The sequence below is a fragment of the Cupriavidus phytohabitans genome (assembly GCF_017815025.1).
Taxonomy (GTDB): Bacteria; Pseudomonadota; Gammaproteobacteria; order Burkholderiales; family Burkholderiaceae; genus Cupriavidus.
Map to the genome: position 1 here is coordinate 110,393 of NZ_JAGIQB010000019.1, position 13,622 is coordinate 124,014.

Genomic DNA, 13,622 nt, shown 5'->3' on the forward strand with positions numbered 1-13,622 from the left:
CAGGGTGCAGCAAGGCTGCGAGATCGGCGCCGGAGATTTGCGGGCGGAATGCGCGGTCATGGGTGTCCCGTGGGTTGTCCCGTATGGGCAAGGCGTTCATGGCGTGGCAACCTCCATGGCCCGGGCCGCGCGCATCTTTTTGCGTGGGTGGAAGTGCCTGGATGATTATGTGAGGCCCGGCCGCACGGGATCCCTACCCGGATGATCAACAACCGCTACCGAAGCAATCAGGACGAGCGCCCATGAATGCCTCCTACATACCCGGGAATCCCGTACCAGTTCCGCATGGCATGGTGCAGCGCCTGCTAGACGAACTGAAGCGGCAGGGCGTCGAGGTGCCTCCTGCCGCCGGCGCATCCGGGCAGGCGCCGCCCGCGCAGTTCACCGCGCTCTATCGCGCCGCGATCGAGCAGCTGGAAGCCCTGGTCGCAAAAGGCAATGGCCACCCTCCAATGCGCAAGCAGGAAGTGGACTTGCTGTGCCGTTGTGTGTTGAGCAGCCGGACGCTAAGGGAGGCGATCCGCTGCGCTGCGGACTTCTGCGCGATGCTGTATCCGCGCGCCGGGGCGCTCAGCCTGGGGCAAAGCGCAGGCCAGGCGGTGTTCCGCATGGACTCACTGCGGCGCGCAAAGAGTTCTGCGGCTTGTCTGGTGGACCTGACAGGGCTCTTCTTCTACATGCTCTTGTTCGGCTGGCTGATTGGCCAGCCGGTACGTCCGACCCACGTCTACCTGGCGCATCCCCGGCGTGAGGACGCCATGCCTTTCCTTGGCTTGTTCCATGCCGTTGTGACGTCCGGCGCTCAGACCTACGGGTTTGAATTCGATGAGGCATTGCTCGACCGGCCGGTTGTGCGCCAGGCGGCGGAACTCGATGCCTTTCTGGAAGATTTTCCTTACCGGCTGATCGGGGCGCCAGTCGAGGTCGTATCACTGAGCCAGCAGGTGCGCGGCATCCTGCATGCGGCGCTGGTACATGGGGCGCGGCTGCCAACATTGACTGAGTTGGCCGAACGCTTTGATGTGAGTGAACCCACGCTGCGCCGCCGCCTCGCTGCCGACGGCAGCAGTTACCGGCTACTGCGCGAGCACAACCTGCAGGAGTACGCCGAACAATGCCTGTGTACGACCAACTGGTCGATCGGCAGGATCGCGGAGCAGCTTGGCTTTGCCAGTGAGGAAGCGTTTCGCCGGGCGTTTCAGCGCTGGACCGGGCATGCGCCGACGCGGTTCAGGCGGGAAAGCAGAGGGTGAGGCAAAACGCGGGCGGCAGATGCAGCGGGGGACCGGGACGGGTAGACTTGCCTGTTCCACGTCCCTTTCCACCGCCACCGCCACCGACACCGTCACCGCCATGCCCGACCTGCCGATTTCCTTCGAAGACATCGCCGCCGCCCACGAGCTTATCCGCGCCGCGGCCCACCGCACGCCCGTGCTGACTTCCTCGACCGCGGACGCGGCCACCGGCGCGCAGCTGTTCTTCAAGTGCGAAAATTTCCAGCGCATCGGCGCCTTCAAGTTCCGCGGCGCCTATAACGCCATCGCCCAGTTCACGCCGCAGCAGAAGGCCGGCGGGGTGCTGGCGTTCTCCTCCGGCAACCACGCGCAGGCAATTGCGCTGTCGGCCCGGCTGCTGGGCGTGCAGGCGGTGATCGTGATGCCGCAGGACGCGCCGGCGATCAAGATCGAGGCCACGCGCGGCTATGGCGCCGAGGTGGTGCTGTACGACCGCTACACCGAGGACCGCGAGGCCCTGGGCCGGCGCATTGCCGCCGAGCGCGGCATGACGCTGATTCCGCCGTACGACCATCCGCACGTGATGGCCGGGCAGGGCACCGCGGCCAAGGAGCTGCTGGAGGAAACCGGCCCGCTGGACGTGCTGGCGGTGTGCCTGGGAGGCGGCGGGCTGCTCTCGGGCTGTGCCGTGGCGGCGCATGCCATGTCGCCCGGCTGCGCGGTCTACGGCGTCGAGCCCGAAGCCGGCAACGACGGCCAGCGCAGCCTGCGCAGCGGCGAGATCGTCCGCATCGACACGCCGCGCACCATTGCCGACGGCGCCCAGACCCCCTTCCTCGGCCAGTACACCTTTGCCGTGATCCGCGAACGGGTGACCGATATTGTGACCGTTTCGGACGCCGAACTGGTCGAGACGATGAAATTCTTCGCTGGCCGCATGAAGATCGTGGTCGAGCCCACCGGCTGCCTGGCCGCCGCCGCCGTGCTGCACGGCAAGCTCGATGTGCGGGGCAAGCGCGTGGGCATCATCGTCTCCGGCGGCAATGTTGACCTGGGCAGCTTCGCCGGCTTTCTGCAGGGCCCTCAGGCTGAGCAGTGACCGCCTGGCGTTCTCCGGAATCCCTCCGGCAGCCGGCCGTCTAACCTGCAGCGCAATGCCAAAGCAGGACAGACCATGACGGCCAGGCAGCACTATGACGTTATCGAGACCGGCGCCGGCAAGCCGGTAAAGATGTGGACCCGCGGCGTCCCCGTGGAAGACGCCGCGCGCCAGCAGCTGGTCAATACCGCGCAGATGCCGTTTATCTTCCGCCACCTGGCGGTGATGCCGGACGTGCACCTCGGCAAGGGCTCGACCATCGGCTCGGTGATCCCCACCGTGGGCGCGGTGATCCCGGCCGCGGTAGGCGTGGATATCGGCTGCGGCATGATGGCGGTAAAGACCTCGCTGACCGCCTCGGACCTGCCGGACAACCTCGGCCCGCTGCGCAGTGCGATCGAGCACGCGGTGCCGCACGGCCGCACCGCGCAGGGCGGGCGCCGCGACGAGGGCGCCTGGGGGTCTGTGCCCACGCACGTCGACGCCGTCTGGGCGGGCATGGCAGCGGATTTCCACCGCATTACCGAAAAATACCCGCAACTGGCGCGCACCAACCACCGCAACCACCTGGGCACGCTCGGCACCGGCAACCACTTTATCGAGGTCTGCCTGGACGAGTCGCAAGCGGTCTGGTTCATGCTGCACTCCGGCTCGCGCGGGGTGGGCAATGCCATCGGCACCACCTTCATCACGCTGGCCCAGCAGGACATGCGGCGCCACCTGGCCAACCTGCCGGATCGCGACCTGGCCTACCTTGTCGAAGGCTCGCAGCACTATGAAGACTATGTCTTCGCGGTGTCGTGGGCGCAGGCATTCGCGCGCCGCAACCGCGAGCTGATGATGGAGGCGGTGCTGGCCGCGGCGCAGCGCGTGCTGCGCAAGCCGTTCCAGGCACGGCTTGAAGCCGTCAACTGCCACCACAACTATGTGCAGAAGGAACATCACTTCGGCAAGGAAGTGCTGGTGACACGAAAGGGCGCGGTCAGTGCGCGCGCTGGCGAGCTGGGCATCATCCCCGGCTCGATGGGCGCGCGCTCTTTCATCGTGCGCGGCAAAGGCAATCCGGAATCGTTCTGCTCATGCAGCCACGGCGCGGGCCGCACCATGAGCCGCACCGAAGCCAAGCGCCGCTTCACCGTGGCCGACCAGAAGCACGCCACCGAAGGGGTGGAATGCCGCAAGGACGCCGCGGTGATCGACGAGATCCCGATGGCGTACAAGGACATCGATGCGGTGATGGCGGCGCAGTCGGACCTGGTCGAGGTGGTGCATACGCTGCGGCAGGTGGTGTGCGTAAAGGGATAAGTGCAGGTGATCCTGGATGGGCCGGCCGCTATCGCGGCCGGTTTTCCTGACAGCCGCACGCGGCCTGCCTGCCCGGCGGATTGAGGGCATAGGGACGAACGCGCTCTCACGGGGTCGGCTTGCGCCCGTGCGGCAACGATGAAATGCGGGAAGGTGAGGGGATCTGGCTGCTGTAGCCCGGCCGGTGCCCCGGGCGGTCAGTCGACGAGCAGATTGATCTTTGTCGCGAATTTCTGCCAGCGATCGATGTCGGAGTTCACCAGCTTCTGGAATTCGGCGGGGGTGCTGGTGGTCGTGGCAAAGCCGAGTTGCGTCAGCGAAGCCTTGATCTCGGGCTTGGCGACGGCCCTGGCGATTTCCGCGTTGAGCTTTTGCACGATCTCGGGCGGCGTGTTTGCCGGCGCGAGGATGCCGAACCACTGGTCGACGTCATAACCGGCCACGCCCAGCTCGCTCACGGTCGGTACGTCCGGCAGGAACGGCGAGCGCGCCTTTGACGTGACGGCCAGCGCGCGCAGCTTGTTGCTCTTCAGGTAGGGGATGGTGTTGGTAAGCGTATTGACGCTGACATCGGCCTGGTTCCCCAGCACGTCAGCGATGGCGGGGGCGCAACCCTTGTACGGCACATGGAGCATGTCCATCTTCGCCGAGACCTTCAGCAGTTCGCCAGCCAGGTGTTGCGGCGTGCCGTTGCCGCAGGACGCGTAGCTGGGAGGGGTGCCGCTCTTGCCAGCCGCCATCAGGTCGCTGAAGTTGCGGATCTTCGAATGCGAGGGCACGGCGATCACCGATGGCACCGAAGCGAAGGTGATTACCGCGCTGAAATCGGACTTTGGATTGAACTGGAGCTTCTTGAAGACACTCGGGTTGATGGCAAAGCTGCTGTTGACGATCAGCAGCGTGTAGCCGTCGGCCGGGCTCTTGGCGACGAACTCGGCACCGATATTGCCGCTGGCGCCGGGGCGGTTGTCGACCACCACCGGCTGCCCCAATGATTTGCTGATTTCGGTTCCGATCAGCCGCGCCAGCGAATCGGTCCCTCCTCCGGCCGGGAACGTCACCACCATGCGGATGGGCTTCTGCGGGAAGGTACTTGCTATGTTCGCTTCGGCGCGTGCTGGCATGGTTGCCAGGCTGCCTGCGACAAAGAGCAGCGATGCCAGGCTGCTGACGACGGATAGGGGTCTCATTGATTTGCCTCGTCGGTTAGGGTGAAGGAAGGGGAAAAGCCGGTCAATCGGGATCTATACGCACCGCGTCGCTGTACTCGCCGCCGACGCGCGTCAGTGCCGCGGCCGCCTCAAGTGCCGCATCGCAGCCTGCGTGGATACGGTAAAGAGGTTGCCCTTGCGCCACCTTTGCGCCGATCGTGCACAGCAGGTCGACCCCTGCACCGGCGTCGCGCGGAGCCCCGGCGGCGCGCGCGACGCCGGAGATCTGCAGTCCTTCGATGGCCCCCACGCGGCCCTGCGTGGCGGCGCACACCACATGCGTATGCGCTCCCGGCGCCACGGGGTCCGGGCGAACGCCCTGCGCGGCGGCAATGCGATCGAATGCTTGCCTTGCCTTGCCTTCGTTCAGCAGGGCGGTTGCAATTCGCATGCCTTGGTCGGGCGAACCCACGCGCGGATCGAATGCGATGATTTCTCCGGCAAAGCGCAGTGCTTTCTCCCGCAGGTCCGCTGGCGCCTGCGGGTCGTTGCCGAGCACCAGCCGGACGTCGCGCACTTCCAGTGCGGGCCCGATGCCGCGGCCGATCGGGCGGCTGCCGTCCGTGACCAGAGCGCGCACGTGCAGGCCGAGTCCCTTGCCGACGTGCTCGAACATGGCGCCCAGCGTCTCGGCGTCTGTGCGGGTCGCCAGCTTGGTTTGCGGGCCATAAGGCAGGTCGACGATGACGTGGGTGGCGCCGGCGGTGTATTTCTTTGACAGGATCGACGCAACGGACCAGCGGCGGGAATCCAGGCGCAGCGGCCGCGTGATCGCGTTCATCACATCGTCGACCACGGAATGGTTCAGGCGGCCGTTCCACGCGATGCAGGCACGCGCCTGGCCCACGCAGCGGCGCACGTCCTCGTGCGCCAGGTCGACGCGCGCGACGGTCTCCATGGCGTCGGCCGTGCCGGCGGCGGAGGTGATGGCACGCGACGATGTCTTGGGCATAGCCAGCCCGTACGCCGCGACAATCGGCACCACGATCAGCGTGATGCGGCTGCCGGGCACGCCCCCGATGGAGTGCTTGTCGACGACGACCGGCTCGTCCCAGTCGATGCGGGGCGTAAATGCCGTACGCGCACGTGCCAGTGCCACGACTTCGTCGTCGGTCAGCGTGCGGGTGGCGGCAACCAGGAACTCGGTCAGTTCTGCCTCGGTGTACCGTCCGGCAATGGCATCCTGCAGTATGCTAACGTAGGCAGCTTCGTCGAGCGGCTCGCCGCGCAGCTTCGCCATCAGGTTGGTGCGGCTTGCCGGAGACCCGTTGCCGGTTGCCTGGCTGCCATGCCGCAGCGCTTCCACAAAGCGCGCCATGCCCACCTCGAGTGTGCTGTCATTCGACACCGTGATGCATCGGACATCCGGCGGCACCTCTGCGCCGGTCCGCGCCACGCGCCGGGCAACCTGGTCGCCCGATTCACGGCCGCGCGCGGCAATGCGCCGGGCCAGCACATCATGCGGCGCCGTCACCAGGACCACCACGAAGCGCGGCAATCGTCCGGCGAGTTCCGCGATGACGGCACGCGAGCCATTGGCGACGACGTTGCGCCCGCGTTCCAGCTCCGCCATCAGGGACTGGGGCAATCCGTAGCGCAGATCGTGCGCATCCCAGGTGACCAGGAACTCGCCGCCGCGCTGGCGCCGTGCGAACTCGATCTCCGAGACACCCTCGTGCGCTTCGCCGACGGAGCCATCGGGTCGGGTGATGACGCGTCGCGCAAATACATAGCTGTCATCAAGCGCTGCACGCGCACCGTCCATCAGCGAATCCTTGCCCGCGCCGCTAGGTCCTACAACAAAGAAGAATGTGCCGGTCGTGTCCATGACAAATACCTTAGATGTCGAAGTTATGTGGCAATGCTAGCACCGGCAAAGGGGGTGTCAAGATAAGTTCGATGTCTAAGGTAATGCAAACAACGGGCCAGTTCCCGCAAAACCAGTGTGTACGCGGGATTCGCGTTCTCGTAGGGGAAAACACGGGTAAGCGGCGTGCGCGCTCGCGGTGCTTCATGCATTGGTTGCGCGCATCGTGCACTGATGGAGTGAGCGCTACATGGGAGGAGGTGGCGCCGGCGTGCGGCGTCGCCGTGTGCACGCCGGAGGCGCTATCATGTGCGCTGTCGCCGGCACTGCTCGCCTTGGGCTGCAGGCATACGTTTTACTTTCCGTCACGACTATGGCCACAAAGAAGCCGGAAGCTCCGGTCAACATCACGCCACCGGATGAAGCCGATGAAGAGCGGCTTGCCCACCTGGTGAAGGACGCCGCGCGCGCCTATATCCGCGCGCTGCAGCTGCGGCTGGCGGAACACTCGGTGTCATACGGCCACTGGACCATCCTGCGCATCCTGTGGCGCCATGACGGCCTGTCGCAGCGCGAGCTGAGCGAGCGGGCCGGCGTGACCGAGCCGACCACGTTTGCGGCAGTCAAGGCGCTGGAAGCGCTGGGCTATGTCGAGCGCACGCATCTTCCCGGCAACAAGAAGAAGGTGCATGTGTTCCTCAGCAAGACCGGGCGTGCGCTGCGCCGCAAGCTCGAGCCGCTGGCGACCGAAGTGAACGAACTCAGCGTGGAAGGGCTGAGCGAAACAGATGTGCTGACCACGCGCCGCGTGCTGATTACGATCGCCAAGCGGCTGGTCGCCGACGAAGTCGCCTCTGCCGAGCATGGCCGGCGGGTTCCGTCCACGCAGGAGGTGGGGCGGTTGCTCTCCGACCTGTAGCGGCTGCGCAAACGAAAAGGCCCTCGCCGGGCGAGACCGGCGAGGGTGAATGCCTCGGGTAGAAGGCGTGAATCGCTATGGATCGCTATAGAGAGACTGGCCTGGCAGGCGTCAGGCTTCGTCGAGCCCGATATCGACCGCCGGGGCAGACTGGGTAATCTTGCTTGTGGAGATGTAGTCCACGCCCGTTTCCGCCACCGGCCGGATCGTCTCCAGGCGGATGCCGCCCGACGCCTCGACCTTGGTCCGGCCATTGACGATCTGTACGGCTTCCTTCATGTCAGGCACCGACATGTTGTCCAGCATGATCACGTCGACACCGGCTGCCAGTGCCTCGTGTACCTGCTCCAGCCGGTCGCATTCCACTTCCAGCTTGGTCAGCACCGGCAGCTTGCGGCGCACGCGTTCCACCGCGGCTGCGATGCTGCCGCACACGGCGATGTGGTTGTCCTTGATCATCACGCCGTTGTCCAGGCTCAGCCGGTGGTTCAGGCCACCTCCGCAGGTCACGGCATGTTTTTCCAGTGCGCGCAGCCCGGGCGTGGTCTTGCGGCTGTCGATCAGGCGCGCCTTGGTATGCGCAATGGCCTGGGCATAGGTGGCCGTGTGGTTGGCGATGCCGCACAACCGCTGCATGATGTTCAGCGCGGTGCGCTCGGCGGTCAGCACGCTGCGTGCATTGCCGCTCACGTTCAGCAGCACCGCGCCTTTGCCGACCTTGTCACCGTCCGCGACGCGCACATCGACTGTCAGCGTGGGGTCGTAGCGCGCGAAGATGCGGGCCGCCACGTCGATGCCGGCAATGATCATCGGCTCGCGGGCGTTCATGCAGAAGGTACCGGTCTCGCCCGGCTCGATCATGGTGTGGACAGTCAAGTCGCAGATGCCGATGTCTTCGGTCAGCCAGAGGTCGATCAGCTTGTCGGTGGCAAAGAGGTCGTACATGTAAGGGCTCCTGAGCGGTGGTTGCGGTACCTCAATAATCTTAGAGATCGAAGTGCATAGCGTAATACTAGCGCCTCGCCGCTTCGTGTCAAGAAATATTCGACATCTAAGATAATGCCAGCAACGTGCTGGCAGGAACCAAGGCCTGCTCGGCGCTGCGGCGCGCCGTCGGGGCGCGCTAGCGCCCGAACTGCCCCAGCACCGTTTCGATCGACTCCAGCCCGGCCTCGATCATGTGTTGCATGTAGGTGCCCATCTGCGGCATCACCAGCATCAGCACCAGGAAACCCCCCGACAGCGTCACCGGGAAGCCCACCGCGAAGATCGACAGCTGCGGCGAGGCGCGGTTCAGGATGCCCATGGCCAGGTTCAGCGTCAGCAGCGCGGCGATCATCGGCAGTGCCAGCAGCAGCCCCGATGCGAACACCATGCCGCCGGCGCGCGCCACCGCCATGGCACCACCCGCCGACAACGGCGTTCCTCCGATCGGCAATCCGTTGAAGCTGTCGACCAGCGCGCCCAGCATCATCAGGTGGCCGTCCAGCGCCAGGAACAGCAGCACCGCGATGATATTGAGGAAACGCGACAGCACCATGGTCTGGCCACCAGCCGCACGGTCGAAGAAGGAGGCGAACGACAGGCCCATCTGCAGGCCGATGATTTCGCCTGCCTGCTGCACGGTGGCGAAGACCAGCCGCATGACAAAGCCGGTGGCCAGGCCGATGCCGACCTCGTTGAGGATGATCAGCAGCCCGTCGAAGGAGTACACCGGCGCCGCCGGCAGCTGCGCGATGGTGGGCGACACCACCATCGCGATCATCGCCGACAGCGCGATCTTGGCGCGCCGCGGGATGGTCGATTCACCGAACAGCGGCGCGGTGCCGATCAGCGCCAGGATGCGGAAGAACGGCCACAGGAATGCCGCGAGCCAGCCGTAGAGCTGGGCTGAAGTGAATTCGACCACGGCAGTCTGCCGGCAGGCGGAAAGCGGAAAGGAGGGGAGAGCGTCAGTGCGCCAGCGCGGGAATGCTCTGGAACACCTCGCGCATATAGTCGACCATGGTGTTGATCATCCATGGGCCGGCCAGCACCATGGTGGCAAACAGCGCGATCAGCTTGGGGATGAAGGTCAGCGTCATCTCGTTGATCTGCGTCGCGGCCTGGAACAGGCTCACCACCAGGCCGGCCGCGAGCGCCACCAGCAGCAGCGGCGCGGCCAGCAGCAGGGTCATCTTCATCGCCTGGGTGGCGATGGTCATTACGGTTTCCGGGGTCATGGCTCGGATCCTGCGGATAGGAATGCGAAGGGCGAGGCAACTGGCCTCAGTTCATGAAGCTCTGCGCCAGCGATCCCAGCAGCAGCTGCCAGCCATCCACCAGCACGAACAGCATCAGCTTGAACGGCAGCGAGATGGTGGCCGGCGGCACCATCATCATGCCCATTGCCATCAGCACGCTGGCGACCACAAGGTCGATGATCAGGAACGGGATAAAGATGGTGAAGCCGATCTGGAACGCGGTCTTGAGCTCGCTGGTGACGAAGGCGGGCACGAGGATGCTCAGCGGCACCTCTTCCGGGCCCTGCATCTCCGGTGCCTTGGCCATCTGCGCGAACATCGCCAGGTCCTTTTCGCGGGTCTGGCGCAGCATGAAGGCCTTGAGCGGTTCGGCAGCCCTGGCGGCAGCGGTTTCCAGGCTGATCCTGTTTTCCGACAGCGGCTTGTAGGCGTCGTTGTAGACGCGGTCGAACACCGGCGCCATCACGAAGAAGGTCAGGAACAGCGACAGGCCCACCAGCACCTGGTTGGGCGGCGAGGTGGCCGTGCCCAGCGCGTTGCGCAGCAGCCCCAGCACGATGATGATGCGGGTGAAGCCGGTCATCATCAGCATCGCCGCCGGCAGGAACGACAGCGAGGTCAGCAGCACCAGCGTCTGGATCGGCAGCGACCAGATCTGGCCGCCGCCCGGAGCGGGCTTGCTGACCACGCCGGGCAGTTGCTGCGCCCAGGCAGACGCGGGCGCCAATGCCAGTACGGCGGCGAAAAGCGTCAGGACCAAGGCAATCGACAATGGGCAATGGCGCGCGGCCACGGGGGGGCGCGCGGGCCGCAAGCGGCGCCGCCATGCGGCACGCAGGGAATTCATGACTTGAACTGGGATTGCAGCGAACGCAGCAGCTTCTCGGCGAAGGTGCCGCCGGTCGGCGGTTGCGGCATGCCGGTGGCGCGTGCCGGGGTCAGCGGGTCGGTGGAGGTACTGCCAGTGGCGTTCGCCGGCATGCTGTGCAGCGGGCGGATTTCGCCGGGGCTGACGCCCAGCACCAGCCAGGTGTCGCCGACTTCCACCAGCACCAGCCGCTGGCGCGCGCCCAGCATGGTGCTGCCGACCACCTTCATCACGCCGCCGGTGGCATGGCGCACCAGCCCGGCACGCCGGGCCAGCCAGGCCATGCCGAGGATCAGCGCGATCACGGCAAACAGACCCAGCCCGGCCTGCGCCAGGCTGCCCGCGCCGCTGATGGCCGGTGCCGGCTTGTCGCCGGCGGCCAGTGCGAGCGCCGGGGTCAGCGTGGCAAGGCTGGCGCCGGTGGCCCAGGGGCGGCCAGCACCGCGTGCGGGGTACTTCCGCATGATCATTTGTTCAGCTTGCGGATGCGTTCGGACGGCGTAATGATGTCCGTCAGGCGGATGCCGAACTTGTCGTTCACCACCACCACCTCGCCCTGCGCGATCAGGTAGCCGTTGACCAGCACGTCCATCGGCTCGCCTGCCAGCCCGTCCAGTTCGACCACCGAACCCTGCGCCAGCTGCAGCAGGTTCTTGATGGGCACCTTGGTGCGGCCGAGCTCCACCGTCAGCTGCACCGGGATATCGAGGATCATCTCGATATCGTTGTGGAAGCCGCTGGTCGCTTCCTTGGCCAGCGGCTGGAAGACGGTGGCGGCGGCCGGCGTGGCCGCGGAGGAGGCCGAAGGGGCCGCAGTGGGCACCTCGGCAGCTGTAGCGCTGGTCTGCTCCGCCAGTGCGCTGGCCCAGTCGTCCATCGGATCGACCGGCTTGTCCTCGAAGCCGTCACTCATAATCGGTGTCCTCGGTATCCAGGTGGGAATCGCCGTCCTGGTGATTGATCATTCGTTCTACCCGCAGCGCGTACTGGCCATTCATGGTGCCGAAACCGCACTGCATCACGGGCACGCCGTCCACCTTGCCGAAGATCTTCTCCGGCAGCTCGATCGGCAGCACGTCGCCGGCGCGCAGCGCCAGCACTTCGGCCACCGTGCTCTGCAGGTGCGCGAACTCGGCGACCAGTTCCACTTCGGCCGCGCGCAGCTGCCTTGACAGCTGGTTGACCCAGCCCTTGTCGACTTCCTTCTCGTCCTGCAGCGGATTCATCAGCAGGTCCTTGAGCGGCTCGATCATCGCGTACGGCAGGCACACGTGGAGCTGCCCGCCGACGGCGCCCAGTTCGATATGGAAGGCGGTGGTCACCACGGCTTCGTTCTGCGTGGCGACATTGGCAAACTTGGTGTGCATCTCCGAGCGGATGTACTCGGTCTCGATCGGATGCACGGTGCGCCAGGCGCTGCCATAGCTGGCCAGCGTCAGCTCCAGCATGCGCTGGATGATGCGCTGCTCGGTCTGGGTGAAGTCGCGGCCTTCCACGCGCGTGTGGAAGCGGCCGTCGCCGCCGAACAGGTTGTCCACCACCAGGAACACCAGGTTCGGGTCGTAGACGAACAGCGCCGTGCCGCGCAGCGGCTTCAGGTGGACCAGGTTCAGGTTGGTCGGCATCGGCAGGTTGCGGGCGAAATCGCCGAACTTCTCGATCCTGATGCTGCCGACCGAAATATCCGCGCCGCGGCGGATGAAATTGAACAGCGCCGAGCGCAGCGAACGCGCGAAGCGCTCGTTGATGATCTCCAGCGTGTGCAGGCGGCCGCGGATGATGCGTTCCTGCGTCGCCAGGTTGTACGGGCGGACCCCGCTGTCGTCCAGCGCCGGTTCGCTCGCCTTGGGCGTATCGGCCTCGCCGGATACGCCCTTGAGCAGCTCGTCGACCTCGTCTTGCGAGAGGAACTTGTCGTAGGCCATCTGGTGTCCTGCCCCTTGTGCGGCTTTATGCGGCGTTATGGATGAAACCGTTGCGGCATGGCCAGGCGCGCATCACCATGCCCGGCGGCATGCGGGGGCAGAGCGGAGCTTTGTGGCGGCAGACGGTTTCATATCGGTTGGCGGGCGGGGCAGGGGCGCAAGCGGGCGCTTACTGCACCACGAAAGAGGTGAACAACACATCCAGCACGCGCTGGGCCGGCAGGCCGGTGGCGAAAGGCTGGGCGATGGTGGTGCGGATGTCATCGGCCAGCTTGCGCTTGCCTTCGACCGTGGCCAGGTCCGCGGGCTGGCGTGCCGACAGCAGCAGCAGGATGCGGCTGCGAGCCTCGGGCAGGTACTGCGCCAGGCGCGCCTGCGTCTCGGCATCCGCCACTTTCAGCGACAGGCCGGTATGCAGGAAACGGTCGCCGTCCTCGCTCTTCAGGTTGACGGTGAACGCATCCAGCGGCACGAAGATCGGCGGCGGAATGACCGGGGCGGCCGCCGCGGCGGGCGTCGCCGGCTGGCGGTTGCTCAGCACGCTGCCCAGCACGAAGCCTCCGGCACCCAGTGACAGGACAAGCACGCCGCCGCCGATCAGCAGCAGCCGACCGCGCTTGCCTGTGTTGCTGCCAGTCCGGGAAGGGGAAGCCGTGTTCGCCATGAGAAGCCTGTGTCGGAATGCCTGCCATTCTTCCGGAATCGCAGGCCAGCAAAGGGCCGAAAAAAAGGGGGAAACCCTTTCAGCTTGGCCGTTTGAGCGGAAAGGGGGCAGGCATGGCTACGCTAGCGGGCGCTTTGTGGTGCGCGCCTGCAGGGGGGTTAACGATTGTTGGCGGGGGAACTTGAGGTTTGGGGGTAGGGGGTGGCGGTCGGGGTGCCATTGGCTGCTGCTGGGCATCTGGTAGTTGTTTCTATGCCCCGGTTTCGCCCCTAACAGGCTGCTGAAGTACTAGCCGCGCAAAAAGCGAAGCTTGCCTCTACAAGGCTGAAGGGCTCGCTATTTTTCA

At 65.8% G+C, this 13,622-nt stretch carries 14 protein-coding genes; 4 read left to right on the plus strand and 10 right to left on the minus strand.

Annotation, left to right across the window (positions count from 1 at the left end; all coding sequences use genetic code 11):
* Positions 1 to 242 precede the first annotated feature (242 nt).
* The 3 genes from J8I34_RS15520 (at position 243) to J8I34_RS15530 (ending at position 3,639) form a co-directional block, all read left to right on the plus strand.
* Positions 243 to 1,253: an AraC family transcriptional regulator gene (locus J8I34_RS15520; RefSeq protein WP_245175946.1), complete on the plus strand. Its 1,011-nt coding sequence runs from the start codon at positions 243 to 245 to the stop codon at positions 1,251 to 1,253.
* A 100-nt stretch (positions 1,254 to 1,353) separates the two neighbouring features.
* Positions 1,354 to 2,334 (plus strand): threo-3-hydroxy-L-aspartate ammonia-lyase, encoded by a 981-nt coding sequence (locus J8I34_RS15525; protein ID WP_209806382.1) that lies wholly within the window; start codon positions 1,354 to 1,356, stop codon positions 2,332 to 2,334.
* A 75-nt stretch (positions 2,335 to 2,409) separates the two neighbouring features.
* A complete protein-coding gene (locus J8I34_RS15530) occupies positions 2,410 to 3,639 on the plus strand; it encodes an RtcB family protein (RefSeq protein WP_209773649.1) in 1,230 nt (409 codons plus the stop codon).
* A gap of 197 nt (positions 3,640 to 3,836) precedes the next feature.
* Here the strand turns inward: J8I34_RS15530 and J8I34_RS15535 are convergent, their stop codons facing one another.
* Both J8I34_RS15535 and phnN read right to left on the minus strand, forming a co-directional pair.
* Positions 3,837 to 4,829 (minus strand): tripartite tricarboxylate transporter substrate binding protein, encoded by a 993-nt coding sequence (locus tag J8I34_RS15535; protein WP_209773650.1) that lies wholly within the window; start codon positions 4,827 to 4,829, stop codon positions 3,837 to 3,839.
* A gap of 43 nt (positions 4,830 to 4,872) precedes the next feature.
* Positions 4,873 to 6,678 (minus strand): phosphonate metabolism protein/1,5-bisphosphokinase (PRPP-forming) PhnN, encoded by a 1,806-nt coding sequence (phnN, locus tag J8I34_RS15540; protein ID WP_209773651.1) that lies wholly within the window; start codon positions 6,676 to 6,678, stop codon positions 4,873 to 4,875.
* Between the two features lie 352 nt (positions 6,679 to 7,030).
* On the opposite strand from phnN, the gene J8I34_RS15545 reads away from it, so the two are divergent.
* Positions 7,031 to 7,576 carry a MarR family winged helix-turn-helix transcriptional regulator gene (locus J8I34_RS15545; RefSeq protein ID WP_209773652.1) on the plus strand — a complete coding sequence of 182 codons (546 nt, stop codon included), beginning with the start codon at positions 7,031 to 7,033 and terminating at the stop codon, positions 7,574 to 7,576.
* A gap of 111 nt (positions 7,577 to 7,687) precedes the next feature.
* Here J8I34_RS15545 and nadC read toward each other — a convergent pair whose 3' ends face one another.
* From nadC to fliL, 8 genes are all read right to left on the minus strand, one after another.
* Positions 7,688 to 8,521 carry a carboxylating nicotinate-nucleotide diphosphorylase gene (gene nadC / locus J8I34_RS15550; protein ID WP_029047086.1) on the minus strand — a complete coding sequence of 278 codons (834 nt, stop codon included), beginning with the start codon at positions 8,519 to 8,521 and terminating at the stop codon, positions 7,688 to 7,690.
* 178 nt (positions 8,522 to 8,699) lie between these two features.
* Positions 8,700 to 9,485, minus strand: a complete 786-nt coding sequence (gene fliR, locus J8I34_RS15555) for a flagellar biosynthetic protein FliR (RefSeq protein ID WP_029047087.1) — start codon at positions 9,483 to 9,485, stop codon at positions 8,700 to 8,702.
* A gap of 43 nt (positions 9,486 to 9,528) precedes the next feature.
* A complete protein-coding gene (gene fliQ, locus J8I34_RS15560) occupies positions 9,529 to 9,798 on the minus strand; it encodes a flagellar biosynthesis protein FliQ (RefSeq protein WP_029047088.1) in 270 nt (89 codons plus the stop codon).
* Positions 9,799 to 9,844: 46 nt separating this feature from the next.
* The gene (gene fliP, locus J8I34_RS15565) at positions 9,845 to 10,666 is read right to left on the minus strand and encodes a flagellar type III secretion system pore protein FliP (protein ID WP_029047089.1); all 822 of its coding nucleotides are present in this window, start codon (positions 10,664 to 10,666) and stop codon (positions 9,845 to 9,847) included.
* The gene (gene fliO / locus J8I34_RS15570; RefSeq protein ID WP_084402431.1) at positions 10,663 to 11,151 is read right to left on the minus strand and encodes a flagellar biosynthetic protein FliO; all 489 of its coding nucleotides are present in this window, start codon (positions 11,149 to 11,151) and stop codon (positions 10,663 to 10,665) included. Before fliO ends, fliP begins: the two co-directional genes overlap by 4 nt.
* Positions 11,152 to 11,153: 2 nt before the next feature.
* Positions 11,154 to 11,600: a flagellar motor switch protein FliN gene (fliN, locus tag J8I34_RS15575; protein ID WP_029047091.1), complete on the minus strand. Its 447-nt coding sequence runs from the start codon at positions 11,598 to 11,600 to the stop codon at positions 11,154 to 11,156.
* Complete coding sequence (fliM, locus tag J8I34_RS15580; protein ID WP_029047092.1) at positions 11,593 to 12,612, minus strand: flagellar motor switch protein FliM; 1,020 nt, start codon at positions 12,610 to 12,612, stop codon at positions 11,593 to 11,595. Before fliM ends, fliN begins: the two co-directional genes overlap by 8 nt.
* Before the next feature lie 169 nt (positions 12,613 to 12,781).
* Positions 12,782 to 13,276: a flagellar basal body-associated protein FliL gene (gene fliL / locus J8I34_RS15585; RefSeq protein ID WP_209773661.1), complete on the minus strand. Its 495-nt coding sequence runs from the start codon at positions 13,274 to 13,276 to the stop codon at positions 12,782 to 12,784.
* Between the last annotated feature and the right edge of the window lie 346 nt (positions 13,277 to 13,622).